Below are 15,018 nucleotides of genomic sequence, written 5' to 3'. Positions count from 1 at the left end.
GCTCAGGCCGCCAGCCGGCGGCTCCAGAACGGGCGGTCCCGCCAGCGGCGCTCCAGCCCGTACCAGGCGTGCAGATGGGCGTGGTAGGCGTCGCGGATCGGAGCCAGGCCGGCGGCATAGCCCGCCAGCGCCGCGGCATCGCCGGACAGATGGCGGTCGGCGGCCTCCGCCGCGGCGAGGCCGGTGTAGAGCGCGTTGAAGATGCCTTGGGACGACAGCGGGTCGAAGCCCAGTGCGGCGTCGCCGACCGCCAGCCAGTCCTCGCCCGAGGCGGGTGACAGCGTGCTGCTGTGGGCGGCGCAGAAGCCTCCCCTCCCCTCCCCCTCCGCTTCGAAGCCGCAGGCGCGCACCGAATCCGAAAGCACGGAGCAGCCGGACAGCCGGCGCAGCAGCGATGAGGTGTCGCGGGCATCCACCGCTGCGGGCAGGTCGGCGTCGGTGTGGAAGGCGACGACCCGGCGGCCCCCGGGCAGCGGCGCGCTATACCACCAGCCGTCCGGTTCCGCCTCGATCCAGGTCAGGCCGGACTGCCGGCCGGGGGCGTCAAAACCATGGACCCAGCCGCAGACCAGCCGGTCCGACACCATCCGCCGGGCGCCGAAGCGTTTCGCCAGCGGCGAACCGCGCCCGCCGGCATCGACCAGCAGGCGGGCGTGGACGGGAAGGCGGCGGCCGGCGGTCTCCACCTCCAGCAGCCAGCCCTGCCCCACCCTGTCCACCGACAGCATCTGGGCCGGGACCAGCAGGACGGCGCCGCGGGACGCCGCCGCCCGGCGCAGCCAGCTGTCGAAGCGGCCACGGTCGAGATGCCAGCCCGGCCCGTCGAGGTCGCGCAGGTTGTCGGCCTCGACCGGCTGCGGACCGCCCCAGACCGACCGGCCGCCATGGCAGGGGGAATGGCCTTCCGCCAGGAAGGCATCCCACAGCCCCATGTCGGCCAGCAGGCGGCGCGCCGCCGGGGCCAGCGATTCGCCGATGCGGAGGGCGGAGCCGTCCCGCCGGTCCAGCACCAGCACCCGGTGCAGCGGCGCGAGGTTGAGGGCGAAGGCGGCCCCGGCGGGGCCCGCCCCCACCACGACCACGTCCGCTTCGATCGCGCTTGTCCGGATCACCGCAGCCCGCGCGGGAAGCGGCGGACCTTGTCGATCCGGCTGAGATCGACCGGCTGGGTCGCCCGCAGCCCGGCACCGCCGCCCGACGGGGCCGGCGCCTTGGTGGACAGGGTGCGGTGGGCGGTGCGGACCGCCTTGGTGTCCACCGTGTCGTCCACGTCGGGGATGGGGATGTGCCGGTCCTCCACCTCGATCAGCGGCGGGAACAGCTTGGCGCCTTCCGGATCGGTCGGGCCGGGATTGACCTCGACCACGCCGAGATGGTCGAAGTGATGGATCATGTTGTTGATCTGGTCGGTGTAGCTGGTGCTGCCCAGAGGCGCCACCCAGGCGGCGCGGTTGGCGAAGGCGGCCAGACGCACCTGGGCCGGCTGCTCGGCATCCATCACGATCCGGTAGTTCTCGCGGGTCAGCACCTCGTTGGGCACGCGGGCCGGCCAGAAGGTGGGGACGTTGGGATCGTAGCCGGAGTCGTAGCCGGAGCGGCAGCTGCCGGTGTCGGTCTGCCACGGCACCGCCATCCAGCGGGTGATGCCGCCGGGAAGCTGGCCATAGAGCGGGCCGTTGGGGATGGTGACGGTGTCGCTGGACAGTATGGCGCCCATGCCCGGCTCCACCCAGCCCTTTGGCGCATGGGCGAAGCGGAACGGCTCCATATACATGGTGGAGGCGCGGACCGGCCACGTCATCTCGCAGCCGGGATGGAAGGCGTCGGCCAGGCAGAAATCCAGCGCTGCGCGGGTCAGCACCTCGCCCTGCTCGTCCAGCGGGACCTGATCGAACTCGGTGTAGACCGGGACCTTGCCCCAGTCGTCGTCGAAGTCGCCGGCGACCCATTGGTCGAGGAATTCCAACTGGGTCTTTGTCAGCGAGGTGTATTGGCGCGGCGTCTCGGCCGGCGGGATGCTCATCGCGTCGCCATAGACCCAGGGCCAGGGCATCGGCGACCAGCTGTCCACCGCGTCATGCCGGAAGGAGTTCTTCAGCACCCGCCGGGTTTCCTGGTTGGCGAGGCTGCGGTCGCCGAGCCGCGCGATCCATTCCGGCTTGGTGAAGTCGTTGGCGGAGTTCCAGCCGAACCCGGCGGCGAAGCCGGCATTGACCCATTGCAGCCCGGTCATCCGTTCGAACACCGGGTAGATGTCGTGGGTGAAGGACGGGCGGGCGGGCTTCGGCAGCGTGCCGGCCTGGATCGCCACGTCGCGCATCAGGTCCCACATGGTGCGCACCGACTTGCGCTGCGGCCCGTAGTTCGGCGGGGCGACGACGATCCAGGCGGGGGTGACCGGCAGTTCCATGCCGTTCAGCGTGACCACCGCATCGACCGGCCCGTCGGAGGTGTCGTCGTGCCAGCCCTCGTTGTTGCCGAAGGTGATCGCCTTGGTGCCGTTGTAGGACGAGGAGAAGCCGCGGCCGCCGGTGACCAGCAGGCGATGGTCGCCCTCCTCGCACCACATGCGGCCGAGATAGACCGGCTCGCCCTGGTGCATGAACTTGCCGGCGACCAGCTTGCGGCTCTGCTTGCCGTGGCCGGCGCGGATCTTGTGCTCGCCGGCATCCAGTACCAGCGCCTCGCGGTCGGTGACCGTCGGGTTGCGCAGCGTCGACGGATCGGCCGAGGCCGCTTCGGGAATGTCGAGCGCCAGCTGGAAGCCGTACCAGGCCGACTTCTTGTTGGCGAGATGGACCTTCCAGGTGATGTCGGCGCCGCTGTCGGCTGCGGTCAGCTCGCGGACGATCCGGCCCATGGCGTTGACGCCATAGATGCGGAAGCGCGCGGCTTGTGGCAGCAGCCGGCCTTCGGCGTCACGATAGGGGTTCCGCGCCGGATCGTCGCCGGCCATCAGCGGCTTCGGGTTGGGCACCTCGGGACCGACGACATACCCCTCCGGCGCGTTGCCGATGCGGGCGACACCGATCGGCGGGTAGATCACCGCCTTGACGATGCAGTCGTCCTTGGGGAGCGGCGGCGCTTCGCCGCGCGGCTGTGCCGGCTGTTCCAGCGGCTGGCCGTTGGCTTGATGGCGGACATCGGCGCCGTGGTTGTAGACGACCTTGCGCACCGCGGCGATGCTGCCCTGCGGCGCCTGCACCACCGGCGTGCGCCAGATGTTGAAGGCCAGTTCCTGCCCATAGTCGCCCTGGCCGCGGGCGCAGACATCCTGCTTCGGCAGGATCAGCGTCGCCACCGGCTGGTAGGGGTACTGGTCGGTCGGCCATTCCTCCGTCGCCTTGTCCAGCGGATAGCCGGCGCTTTTGGGAACCACCTGCACCATGAAGGTGAAGCGGTAGTCGTCCTCCAGCAGCCGGTTGGCGAGGTCGGTGGCGAGATAGTTCTTGTCGTCGGTCGGCACGTTGACCGCCGGATGCCCCGGCGGCGGCGCTTCCGGCACCAGCGAGTATTTGGCGTAATGGTCGGCGCCGAAATCGAAGGGCAGAATCGCCCAATATTGGGTGGTCAGCACGCTGCCGTCCACCTGCGCCGACATGGCGTTCAGGATGCCGTCGGTCTTCGGGTGCTTCTTGAGATATCCCGGATAATCCTTCAGGACCGTGCCGGCATAGGTGAACTCGCACATCTCCTCCGCGTTATCGACGAAGAAGACGGGAAAGTTCTGCATGATGAAGTCGGCGACGTCGCCCGTCTCGCCCAGCGCGTTGACTCCATCGACGCCCCAGACCTTCAGCCCGATGCCGAGCGTCGAGCCCAGATCGGGCGAGGTCGGGCCGGTGTCGCTGGAAAAGCGCACCCAGGCCGGCAGCTCGTCCCTGGCGAAGACGCCGACGCGCAAGGACTCCGGCCGGTTCGGGTCCATCACCAGCCGGCCATGGGCAGCGCCGTGGAGCTTGCGGAACACCGCGCGTTCCGCCGGCGTCTGGCCCAGCGCGATGCGCTTCATCTGGCCCATGGCGATGAACATCTCGTCCAGCCGCTGGGTGGCGTTGGTCGCGCAGTCGAAGCACGGGGGAATCGGGGAGGAATCTTTGGCCGTCATACGCTCCGTCTCCTGAATCGTCCGGCAGGGGCGCCGGGAAGGGTGGATACGCGGATGAAAAAGTTGTTTTGATGAATGGATTTTCCCGCAACGTGAGTCGTGCTTACGCGAGCACTCCAGGGGTTTCCACTGGAAACAATCAGGTGCTCACACATTTTTTCTGTATCGGAGAATGACGGGTGAGCGGCACCGGTTCGGTTGAGTGAAAGAACAGATGTTCTCCTCATTATCCGGAGGCGCCGATGTGGGGCGTCCCACAGTCATGCGTTGCGTGGGTGTGGCCTCTCTCCCCCCTCTCAGGGAGGAGAGGGGATTCCGCCTGCCCTGCGCCGGTGTATGATGGGCGATCCGTTCCGCAGGGGGCCGACCGAGAATGACCGACAACTTCTTCGACATCGCCGCCGCGCGCTTCCCCGCCGATGCCGACGCCCCGTTCATCGAGCTGGAGTCCGGACGACGCTACGGCTACCGCGACCTGATGGAGATCAGCGGACGCTATGCCCGGTTGCTGGTGGGGCTGGGTGTGGCCAAGGGCGACCGCGTGGCGGTGCAGGTGGAGAAGTCGGCGGAGGCGGTCTTCCTCTATCTCGCCTGCCTGCGCGCCGGGGCGGCCTATCTGCCGCTGAACACCGCCTATACCAAGGCCGAACTCGGCTATTTCCTGGACGATGCGGAGCCGAGGGTCTTCGTCTGCACGCCGGGCAATGCGGCGGCGCTGGCCGACACCGCGAAGGGCGCCGGGGTGGGGACCCTGCTGACGCTGGGGACCGATGGTGACGGCAGCCTTCCGGAGCGGGCGGCGGGGCTGGATGCGGACTTCGCGACGGTGCCTTGCGCGGCGGACGATCTGGCGGCGATCCTCTACACCTCCGGCACCACGGGGCGGTCGAAGGGGGCGATGATGAGCCACCGCAACCTGTCCTCGAACGCCACCACCCTGCACCGCATCTGGGGGTTCCGGCCGGACGACTTGCTGCTGCATGCCCTGCCAATCTTCCACACCCACGGGCTGTTCGTCGCCACCAACTGTGTGCTGATGAACGGCACCGGCATGCTGTTCCTGCCCAGGTTCGACGCCGACGCCGTTTTCCGCCTGCTGCCGCGGGCCACCGTGATGATGGGGGTGCCGACCTTCTACACCCGCCTGCTGGCCGACCCGCGCCTGACTCCGGAGGCGGCGGCCCATATGCGGCTGTTCATCAGCGGCTCCGCCCCGCTGCTGGCCGACACCCACCGGGAGTTCCGCGAGCGCACCGGCCACGCCATCCTGGAGCGCTATGGCATGACCGAGACCGGAATGCTCACCTCCAACCCGCTGGACGGCGACCGCATTCCCGGCACCGTCGGCTTCCCCCTGCCCGAGGTGTCGGTGCGGGTGGTGGACGAGAAGACGGGGGAGCCGGTCGCGGGTGGCGGGATCGGCGTGCTGGAGGTGAAGGGGCCGAACGTCTTTTCCGGCTATTGGCGCATGCCCGAGAAGACGGCGCAGGAGTTCCGCCCCGGCGGCTGGTTCATCACCGGCGATGTCGGGCGGATCGACGAACGCGGCTATGTCCACATCATCGGCCGTGCCAAGGATCTGGTGATCTCCGGCGGCTTCAACGTCTACCCCAAGGAGGTGGAGACGGTGATCGACGCCATCGACGGCGTGGTGGAGTCCGCGGTGATCGGCGTGCCCCATCTCGACTTCGGCGAGGCGGTGGTGGCGGTGGTGCTGCGCCGGGCGGACGCTGGGACTGTGGACGAGGCGGCGGTGATCCGCGCCTGCCGGGAGCAGCTCGCCAACTTCAAGGTGCCGAAGGCGGTTGCCTTCGTGGAGGAACTGCCGCGCAACGCCATGGGCAAGGTGCAGAAGAACCTGCTGCGGGAGACGTACAAGGGGCTGTTCGGCTGAGCGCGCGGCCTGGTCGCGCCTTCCAAAAATCGCTTGTCCATCATCGCCGCCGGGAGCAAAGCTCGCGCACCCAGCCCGCCCTACCCCTTTATAAGGTGTAGAGGGGCGCCGACCTTTCCCTGCGTGCCTTGCGATGATGACCCTTCTCCGCCGCGCCGTCCTTCTGCTGGGGCTGGTGGCGGCCTTGTCCGTCTCAGCCTTGCCCGTCTCGGCCGTGGCCGGGCAGCGCAGCTATGCCGCCACCCATGGCGCCGCTCCCTTCGTGACGGAGCATCTGATTCCGGGGTCCGACCTCGACCTCGAACAGGTCGATCTGACGCTGCCGGGGACCAATGTCGTGGCGCTGACCATCGACGACGGGCCGGACGCCAACGACCCGCGCATTCTCGACATCCTGCGGGCCCATGGGGCGAGGGCGACCTTCTTCTACATCGGCGCCAAGATCCCCGCCCACCAGGACATCGCCCGGCTCGTCGCCGCATCCGGCAACGAGGTCGGCAGCCACACCCAGGCCCACCCGATGACCACCGACCTGAAGCCGGCCCGGCGCGAATGGAACCTCGCGCAGGCGGAGGCGGCGCTGGCCTCCGTCGGCGTGCAGGCGGCATGGTTCCGGCCGCCCTACGGCGATGTCGACGATGCGCTGGCGGCGCTGGCGCGCAGGCATGGCATGGCGACGGTGCTTTGGACCGCCGACAGCCAGGATTGGAAGGACACCGGCCCCGACATCATCCGCCGCCGCGTGGTCGAGCGACTGGCGCCGGGAGCGGTCGTGCTGATGCACAGCACCAAGGCCGCTTCCGTCGCGGCGTTGCCGGCGATCCTGGAGGAGGGGGAGCGGCGGGGATACCGCTTCGTCACCATGACGGAATGGGAGGCGGCGATGCGGCAGGCTGTCACTCCGTCGTTGGCCCTGCTGCATCCGGCTCCGCGTCACCGATAGACGGGAGTTCGCCGGCCGGGAGGCGCGGGCAGAGATGCAAGGATGTCCCATCGGCGGGCATGGCATGCTGATGTAGGATGGCGGCGGAGCAGCGCCCGATGTCCGCGGCGGCTGCCGGGAATGCCGCCATGCCTGTCGAACCCTTCACCCTGATCCTCTCCCTGCTTCAGCAGATGTGCGTCTATCTGGTGATCGCCTATCTGCTGAGCCGGACGCCGCTGTTCCTGCCGCTGACCCATGTGACGGTGCGCTGGCCGCACAAGCTGGCCTGCTACGTGATCTTCTCGATCTTCTGCATCATGGGCACCTATTTCGGCCTGCACATCGACGACAGCATCGCCAACACCCGCGCCATCGGCGCGGTGCTGGGCGGCATCTTCGGCGGGCCGTCGGTGGGGCTGGCGGTCGGGCTGACCGGGGGCATGCACCGCTATTCTCTGGGCGGCATGTCGGCGGTGGCCTGCGCCATCTCCACCATGGCGGAGGGGCTGATCGGCGGGCTGGTCCATCGCCACATGGTGCGCCAGGGCCGAATCGAGCCGCTGTTCAACCCCTTGCGCGTCGGCGCCGTCACCTTCGTCGCCGAACTGGTGCAGATGCTGATCATCCTGGCGGTGGCGCGGCCCTTCGAGGCGGCGGTGCATCTGGTGGAGGTGGTGGCGGCGCCGATGATCGTCGCCAACACGCTGGGGGCGGCGCTGTTCATGCGCATCCTGCTGGAGCGCCGCGTCCTGGACGAGAAGCAGTCCAGCGCCTTTTCCGCCAAGGCGCTGAAGATCGCCGCGCGCTGCGACGGCGTGCTGCGCGGCGGCTTCAACAGCGAGAACAGCACCCGCGTCGCCCGCATCATCTATGAGGAGACCGGCGTCGGCGCCGTCGCCATCACCGACCGGGAAAAGCTGCTGGCCTTCATCGGCATCGGCGACGACCACCATCTGCCCGGCACGCCGATCAGCTCGCGCCAGACGCACCAGGCCATCGCCAACAACCAGGTGATCTATGCGGACGGCAACGAGGTGGCCTATCGCTGCTCGATCAGTCCGGCCTGCCGGCTGGGGGCGGCGCTGGTGATCCCGCTGGTGGGCGAGGATGGCGGGGTGATCGGCACCATCAAGCTGTACGAGCCGAAGACGAAGATCTTCTCCACCATCAACCGGACGCTGGGAGAGGGCGTGGCCCGGCTGCTGTCCAACCAGATCCTGGCCGGCCGCTACGAGCAGCAGAAGGCCCTGCTGGCCCAGTCGGAGATCAAGCTTCTGCATGCGCAGGTGAACCCGCATTTCCTGTTCAATGCGCTGAACACGATCTCCGCCGTCATCCGCAACGATCCGGAGCGGGCGCGCCAGCTGGTGCAGAACCTGTCGACCTTCTTCCGCAAGAACCTGAAGCGGCCCAGCGAGACGGCGACGCTGGCCGACGAGGTCGAGCATGTCAGCGCCTATCTGCAGATCGAGCTGGCGCGCTTCACCGGCCGGCTGGCGGTGGAGATCGACGTGCCGGACGACCTGCGCCATGCGGCGCTGCCGGCCTTCTCGCTCCAGCCGCTGGTGGAGAATGCGATCAAGCACGGCACGGCGCAGCTTCTCGGCGACGGCCATGTCCGGATCGCCGCGAAGCGGGAGGGCGGCGACCTTCTGCTGTCGGTGGAGGACAATGCCGGGCTTTACGAGGCCAAGCCGGGCGGCGACGGGTTGGGGATGACCATCGTCGACCGCCGCATCCGCAACCGCTACGGTGAGGCGTATGGCGTCTCGATCGCCTGCGATCCGGACGTCTTCACCCGCGTCACCCTGCGCCTGCCCCTCCCTGTCGAAGAGACCGTGCCCGCATGAAGGTCCACCGCCAGATGGCCCGTTCCTTTATGGTCTGCCCATGATGAATATCCTGATCGTCGACGACGAACCGTTGGCGCGGGAGGAACTGCGCCGGATGCTGGAGGAGGCCGCCGACATCCGCGTCGTCGGCGAATGCGCCAACGCCATCGAGGCGATCGGCGCCATCAACCGGCAGACCCCGGACGTGGTGTTCCTCGACATCCAGATGCCGCGGGTCAGCGGGCTGGAGATGCTGAGCATGCTCGACCCCGACCGCATGCCGCGGATCGTTTTCCTGACCGCCCATGACGAGTATGCCGTCAAGGCCTTCGAGGAGCATGCCTTCGACTACCTGCTGAAGCCGGCCGACCCGGCGCGGCTGGCGAAGACCCTGCAGCGCCTGCGCCGCCAGCATGCCCCGCAGGAGGTCGGCGTGCTACCGGGAGCGTCGGAACTGCGCCACATCCCCTGCACCGGGGTCAACCGCATCACCCTGATGAAGCTGGCGGACGTCGAGTATGTCGTCTCCCGCCCGGCCGGCGTCTATGTGGTGGGAGAGGACGGGCAGGAGCGCTTCACCGAACTGACGCTCCACACCATCCAGGAAAAGAGCCAGCTGTTCCGCTGCCACCGCCAGTTCCTGGTCAACCCGGAACGCATCCGTGAAATCCATTTCGTCGATGGCGGCCTGGCGGAGATCCTGACCACCGGCGGCCACACCGTGCCGGTCAGCCGCCGCTTCCTGGGGCCGCTGAAGGAACGGCTGGGGATGGGGTGAGGCTGCGGGGTGGCCTCGGAAGCCCTTCACCCCGCAAGGGGGAGAGGCTTCGTCAGCGAATAAGAACGACGCGCATCCGATGGACAAGCGCATCGGGCCGGTGTACAAACCGCCCGTCCGAGGTGAGTGTGTGCTCACTTCCCTAATATATCCAGTTTTGAAAGACCGCAGCCCATGGCTCCACGCCTGGACAGCCGCGCCCGGCGCCGCGCCATCGTCGATGCCGCCTTGCCGCTTTTCGCGCGCAAGGGCTTCGCCGCGACCACCACGAAGGAGATCGCGCAGGCCGCCGGTGTGTCCGAAGGCCTGATCTTCAAGCATTTCCCGTCCAAGGCCTCGCTCTACGAGGCGATCTTCCTCAGCTGCGTCGACGGCGACCCGGAATATGAGCGGCTGATCGCCCTGCCGCCGGGCACCGCGACGCTGGTGCAGATGATCCAGGGGCTGGTCGGCTATTTCGTGATGGAGGTTCCGGCCAACGCCAACGAACGGGCCCGCCAGCGCCTGTCGATCATCAGCCTGCTGGAAGACGGCGAGTTCATGCGGCAGGTCTATGAGGGAATCCGCAGCCGGTTCCTGCCCTGCTTCACCGCCTCCATCGAGGCCGCCATCGCCGACGGCGATCTGGTGCCCGGCCCGATCGATGCGGAGAGCGGGCTCTGGCTTGCCGAGCATCTCTGCGAGATGATGGCGACCGTCTGCCTGTCCGGCGGCACGGTGGTTCCCTACAGCTGCGGCCGTCCAGAGCTTGCACGGCGGACCGCATGGTTCATCCTGCGTGGACTAGGCTTGCGCGACGAGGCCATTGCCGAGCAGGAGCGCTGCGGACATCTGGTCTTCGTGCCTCCCCCACCGCCGCCGGAAGGCGGACCAAGAAATGACGAATCCACACCCGAGAGAGCGGAGTAGCCGATCGTGACCCTGGATCATTCGCCAAAGACCGAGACGTCGTTCGGGCATCCGGCGTCGGAGCCGGGCCACGGCGCGCCGCCGTCCCCGCCGCGCCCGCCGCGCAAGCCCGTCACCCGCGGGCGGCTGACCGTGCGCATCATCATCATGCTGGTGGTGCTGGGGCTGCTGGGGGCGGCGCTGTACGGTTTCAACACCTTCCGCGCCAAGGCCATCGCCGACTTCTTCGCCAACAACAAGCCGCCGCCCACCCCGGTGGCGCTGGCGGAGGCGACGGTGCAGACGGTGCCGAAATACATGTCCGCCATCGGCACGCTGCAGGCGGCGCGTCAGGTGACGGTGGCGCCCGAGGTCGCGGGCCGGGTGGACCGCATCCCCTTCGAATCGGGTGCCCGCGTCAAGGCCGGCGATCCGCTGGTGCAGTTGAACGACGCCACGGAGCAGGCCGACCTGCTGGCCCAGCGCGCCCAGGCGCGGCTGGCGGAGCTGAACCTGGAACGCTACCGCGACCTGCGCCGCAGCCAGGCCACGCCCCAGAGCAACGTCGACCAGTACCAGGCGCAGCTCGATGAGATCAACGCCAACATGAAGCGCACGAGCGCCCTGATCGGCCAGAAGCTGATCAAGGCGCCGTTCGATGGCGACCTGGGCATCCGGCAGGTGAATGTCGGCGATTACGTCAATCCCGGCGCCACCATCGTCACGCTGACCGACCTGTCGCAGCTCTACATCAACTTCACCCTGCCGGAGCAGGCCTTCCCCAAGCTGTCGGTCGGCCAGGACGTGCTGATCAACGTCGACGCCCTGCCCGGCCGCGATTTCGGGGCGAAGATCACCACCATCGAACCGCAGGTCAGCGCCGATACCCGCGCGGTCAAGGTGCAGGCGACCATGGACAACCGCGAGCGCCTGCTGCGGCCGGGCATGTTCGCCAATGTCCGCGTCGTCCTGCCGCCGCAGCCCAACACCCTGACCGTGCCGGAAACCGCGGTGGACTACACCGTCTACGGCGATTCCGTGTTCGTGGCGTCGTCGCAGAAGACCCCGGACGGCAAGGAGCAGCTGGTGGTGGAGCGCAAGGCGGTGAAGACCGGCGACCGTCTGGCCAGCCGGGTGGAGATCCGCAGCGGGCTGAACCCCGGCGACCGCGTCGTGGTGTCGGGCCAGCTGAAGCTCGCCAACGGAGCCGCCGTCGTCCCGGCCGAGAACAACCCGCTGACCCCGCCGCAGTCCCTGCCGCAGAACTGAGGCCGCCGCCATGGGCAATTTCACCGACATCTTCATCCGCCGGCCCATCCTGTCCGTCGTGGTCAGCCTGCTGATCCTGCTGGTCGGGGCCCGCGCGATGCTGGAGCTGCCGATCCGGCAGTATCCGCAGTTGCAGAACACGGTCATCACCGTGACCACAAGCTATCCCGGCGCCTCGCCCGAACTGATGCAGGGCTTTATCGCCACGCCGATCGAACAGGCGGTGTCCTCGGCCGAGGGGCTGGACTACCTGACCTCCTCCTCTACCCAGGGGCAGAGCGTCGTCACCGCCTATGTCCGGCTGAACTTCGATCCCAACGTCGCGATGACCGACGTGATGGCGAAGGTCAACCAGGTCAAATATCAGCTCCCGCGCGAGGCCAACGACCCGGTCATCCTGAAATCGACCGGCGAGACGACCTCGATCCTCTATATGGGCTTCTCCAGCCCCGACCTGTCGGGGGCGGCGATCTCCGACTATCTGACCCGCGTGGTGCAGCCGGTGCTGTCCACGGTGGATGGCGTGGCGCGCGCCCAGATCCTGGGCGGCCAGACCTTTGCCATGCGCCTGTGGCTGGACCCGGTGAAGATGGCGGCGCGCGGCATCTCGCCCGCCGACGTGTCGGCCGCGGTCACGGCCAACAACTACCAGTCGGCGCCCGGCCAGACCAAGGGCGTCTTCGTCATCTCCAACGTCACCGCCAACACCGGCCTGACCGACGTCGAGCAGTTCCGCGACATGGTGGTGAAGGCCAAGGACGGGGCGCTGGTGCGCATGCGCGACATCGCCACGGTCGAACTCAGCTCCCGCAGCTTCGACGCCAGCGTGGCGATGAACGGGCAGCAGGCGATCTTCATCGGCGTCGACGCCACCCCCACCGGCAACCCTCTGAACATCGTCGCCGACATCCGCAAGATGGAGCCGGACCTGCGGCGCAACCTGCCGCCGGACATGAAGATGGAGATCGTCTATGACAGCACGCGCTTCATCCAGGCCTCCATCGACGAGGTGGTGAAGACGCTGCTCGAGGCGGTCGCCATCGTCATCGTCGTCATCTTCCTGTTCCTGGGCTCCTTCCGGTCGGTGCTGATCCCGATCGTCACCATTCCGCTGTCCATCATCGGCGCCGCCAGCTTCATGCTGGCGATGGGATTCTCGCTGAACCTGCTGACGCTGCTGGCGATGGTGCTCGCCATCGGCCTCGTGGTGGACGACGCCATCGTGGTGGTGGAGAACATCCACCGGCATATCGAGCACGGAAAATCGGCGGTCGCCGCATCGCTGATCGGTGCGCGTGAGATCGTCGGGCCGGTCGTCTCCATGACCATCACCCTGGCTGCGGTCTATGCGCCCATCGGCCTGCTTGGCGGCCTGACCGGCGCGCTGTTCCGCGAGTTCGCCTTCACGCTGGCCGCGGCGGTGATCGTGTCGGGCGTCGTGGCACTGACGTTGTCGCCGATGATGTGCTCCGTCATCCTCAAGGAGGGCGGGTCCCAGGGCCGTTTCGCCGCCTTCCTCGACCGACAGTTCGAGAAGCTGGCGGACTGGTACGAGCGGCGGCTGCACGGCACGCTGGATTATCGGGCGGCCACGCTGCTGTTCGCGGTCGGCATCCTGGCCAGCGTCGGCTACCTGTTCGCCAACACCATGTCGGAACTGGCGCCGGAAGAGGACCAGGGCATCCTGTTCGGCATCTCCAAGGCGCCGCAATACGCCAACCTCGACTATATCGACAGCTTCGGGAAGCAGATCGACGAGACCTTCGCCAGCTTCCCCGAGACCGACACCCGCTTCGTCCTGACCGGCATGCCCACCCTGAACCAGGGCTTCGCCGGCATGATCCTGAAGCCGTGGGACGAGCGCGAGCGGTCGGCCAAGGAACTGCAGCCGCTGGCCCAGGCGGAGCTGAGCAAGGTGACGGGCATCAACGTGTTCCTGGTGTCGCCCCCTGCCCTGCCCGGTTCTACCGGCGGCCTGCCGGTCCAGATGGTGATCTCCAGCCCCGGCGATTACCGGACGATCTACGACGCCATCGAGCGGATCAAGGACGCCGCCACCAAGAGCGGCATGTTCATCATCACCGACAGCGACCTGCAATATGACAGCCCGGTCGTCCGGCTGAAGATCGACCGCGCCAAGGCGGCCGACCTCGGCCTGACCATGCAGTCGGTGTCGAGCACGCTGTCGGTGCTGGTCGGCGGCAACTACGTCAACCGCTTCAACCTGAACGGCCGCTCCTACGAGGTCATTCCGCAGGTGCCGCGGGCCGACCGCCTGACGCCGAAATCGCTGACCGGCTACTACGTCACCTCAGGTTCCGGCGCCCAGATCCCGCTGTCCACCGTGGTGTCGGTGGAAACGGCGGTGGAGCCCAACGCGCTGAACAAGTACAACCAGCTGCCGTCGGCCACCTTCTCCGCCGTGCCGATGCCGGGCGTCTCCATGGGCCAGGTCGTCGACTTCCTGGAGGAGCAGGCGCGCATCAACCTGCCGGCCGGCTTCAACCACGCCTATTTGTCGGAATCGCGGCAGTTCGTGACGGAGGGCAGCCAGCTGATGGTCACCTTCGCCTTCGCGCTGGTCGTCATCTATCTGGTGCTGGCGGCGCAGTTCGAATCGCTGCGCGACCCGCTGGTGATCCTGGTGTCGGTGCCGATGTCGATCTGCGGCGCGCTGCTGCCGCTGTTCTTCGGCCTCGCCACCATGAACATCTACACCCAGGTGGGTTTGGTGACGCTGATCGGCCTGATCTCCAAGCACGGCATCCTGCTGGTGGAATTCGCCCGCGAGATGCAGCTGAACGAGGGCGTGGACCGCCGTACCGCGATCGAGCACGCGGCCCGCGTCCGCCTGCGCCCGATCCTGATGACCACCGCGGCGATGGTGGTCGGCCTGCTTCCGCTGCTGACCGCGGCGGGTGCCGGTGCCGCCAGCCGTTTCTCCATCGGCCTCGTCATCGTGGCCGGCATGCTGATCGGCACGCTGTTCACGCTGTTCGTCCTGCCGGCGGTCTACACCCTGCTGGCCAAGGACCACTATGCCGCCTCGCGCTCCACCCGTTCGGAGGAGCTGCGCAGCATGACCTGACGCGCCGTCGGTTTTCAGTGCTGGCAAACGAAAGGCCTCTCCCCGACCGGGAGGGGCCTTTTTCCTTATGCCGTCCAGTTGAGCCGGAGCGCGTAAACAGCCTGACGGAAGCTATGTAGAAGATCATCAGCGAATATCTGCAAGCATCGTAAGGGGTAATTCTAAGACTGTTGCGAAAATGACTGTCTATTCTGTTTAATAAACTTTCGGATGTATTTGCCATTGATCTCAGGAAT

General features: G+C 67.6%; 9 protein-coding genes. 7 read left to right on the top strand and 2 right to left on the bottom strand.

Going from position 1 to position 15,018, the window contains the following annotated elements; all coding sequences use genetic code 11:
• Nucleotides 1–2 precede the first annotated feature (2 nt).
• Together ACWPKK_RS27395 and ACWPKK_RS27390 are read right to left on the bottom strand one after the other, a co-directional pair.
• Complete coding sequence (locus ACWPKK_RS27395) at nt 3–1,112, bottom strand: NAD(P)/FAD-dependent oxidoreductase (protein WP_452010815.1); 1,110 nt, start codon at nt 1,110–1,112, stop codon at nt 3–5.
• Nucleotides 1,109–4,108, bottom strand: a complete 3,000-nt coding sequence (locus ACWPKK_RS27390) for a LodA/GoxA family CTQ-dependent oxidase (RefSeq protein WP_452010813.1) — start codon at nt 4,106–4,108, stop codon at nt 1,109–1,111. Before ACWPKK_RS27390 ends, ACWPKK_RS27395 begins: the two co-directional genes overlap by 4 nt.
• A 373-nt stretch (nt 4,109–4,481) precedes the next feature.
• Between ACWPKK_RS27390 and ACWPKK_RS27385 the strand changes: the two genes are divergently transcribed.
• The 7 genes from ACWPKK_RS27385 to ACWPKK_RS27355 all read left to right on the top strand — a co-directional run bounded on the left by ACWPKK_RS27385 (nt 4,482) and on the right by ACWPKK_RS27355 (nt 14,782).
• Nucleotides 4,482–6,002 carry a malonate--CoA ligase gene (locus tag ACWPKK_RS27385; protein ID WP_452010811.1) on the top strand — a complete coding sequence of 507 codons (1,521 nt, stop codon included), beginning with the start codon at nt 4,482–4,484 and terminating at the stop codon, nt 6,000–6,002.
• Between the two features lie 133 nt (nt 6,003–6,135).
• A complete protein-coding gene (locus tag ACWPKK_RS27380; RefSeq protein ID WP_452010809.1) occupies nt 6,136–6,945 on the top strand; it encodes a polysaccharide deacetylase family protein in 810 nt (269 codons plus the stop codon).
• 128 nt (nt 6,946–7,073) lie between these two features.
• Complete coding sequence (locus ACWPKK_RS27375; protein WP_310116349.1) at nt 7,074–8,777, top strand: sensor histidine kinase; 1,704 nt, start codon at nt 7,074–7,076, stop codon at nt 8,775–8,777.
• A gap of 40 nt (nt 8,778–8,817) precedes the next feature.
• Nucleotides 8,818–9,537, top strand: coding sequence for a two-component system response regulator BtsR (gene btsR / locus ACWPKK_RS27370; protein ID WP_452010807.1), 720 nt, complete (start codon nt 8,818–8,820; stop codon nt 9,535–9,537).
• A gap of 174 nt (nt 9,538–9,711) precedes the next feature.
• Nucleotides 9,712–10,446, top strand: coding sequence for a TetR/AcrR family transcriptional regulator (locus ACWPKK_RS27365; RefSeq protein ID WP_324864384.1), 735 nt, complete (start codon nt 9,712–9,714; stop codon nt 10,444–10,446).
• A 6-nt stretch (nt 10,447–10,452) separates the two neighbouring features.
• Nucleotides 10,453–11,694 (top strand): efflux RND transporter periplasmic adaptor subunit, encoded by a 1,242-nt coding sequence (locus tag ACWPKK_RS27360; RefSeq protein WP_452010804.1) that lies wholly within the window; start codon nt 10,453–10,455, stop codon nt 11,692–11,694.
• Nucleotides 11,695–11,704: 10 nt separating this feature from the next.
• Nucleotides 11,705–14,782, top strand: coding sequence for a multidrug efflux RND transporter permease subunit (locus ACWPKK_RS27355; protein WP_452010802.1), 3,078 nt, complete (start codon nt 11,705–11,707; stop codon nt 14,780–14,782).
• Nucleotides 14,783–15,018: the final 236 nt, after the last annotated feature.

Source organism: Azospirillum largimobile (assembly GCF_977007025.2).
The sequence above is the reverse complement of the archived record's forward strand: the minus strand, read 5'-3'. Positions and strand labels throughout refer to the sequence as shown.

Excerpts from the sequence above, each read along its gene's own strand:
- ACWPKK_RS27355 (WP_452010802.1), top strand. The coding sequence starts at position 11,705 with ATGGGCAATTTCACCGACATCTTCATCCGCCGGCCCATCCTGTCCGTC.
- ACWPKK_RS27380 (WP_452010809.1), top strand. The coding sequence starts at position 6,136 with ATGATGACCCTTCTCCGCCGCGCCGTCCTTCTGCTGGGGCTGGTGGCG.
- ACWPKK_RS27385 (WP_452010811.1), top strand. The coding sequence starts at position 4,482 with ATGACCGACAACTTCTTCGACATCGCCGCCGCGCGCTTCCCCGCCGAT.
- ACWPKK_RS27365 (WP_324864384.1), top strand. The coding sequence starts at position 9,712 with ATGGCTCCACGCCTGGACAGCCGCGCCCGGCGCCGCGCCATCGTCGAT.
- ACWPKK_RS27390 (WP_452010813.1), bottom strand. The coding sequence starts at position 4,108 with ATGACGGCCAAAGATTCCTCCCCGATTCCCCCGTGCTTCGACTGCGCG.
- ACWPKK_RS27375 (WP_310116349.1), top strand. The coding sequence starts at position 7,074 with ATGCCTGTCGAACCCTTCACCCTGATCCTCTCCCTGCTTCAGCAGATG.
- btsR (WP_452010807.1), top strand. The coding sequence starts at position 8,818 with ATGATGAATATCCTGATCGTCGACGACGAACCGTTGGCGCGGGAGGAA.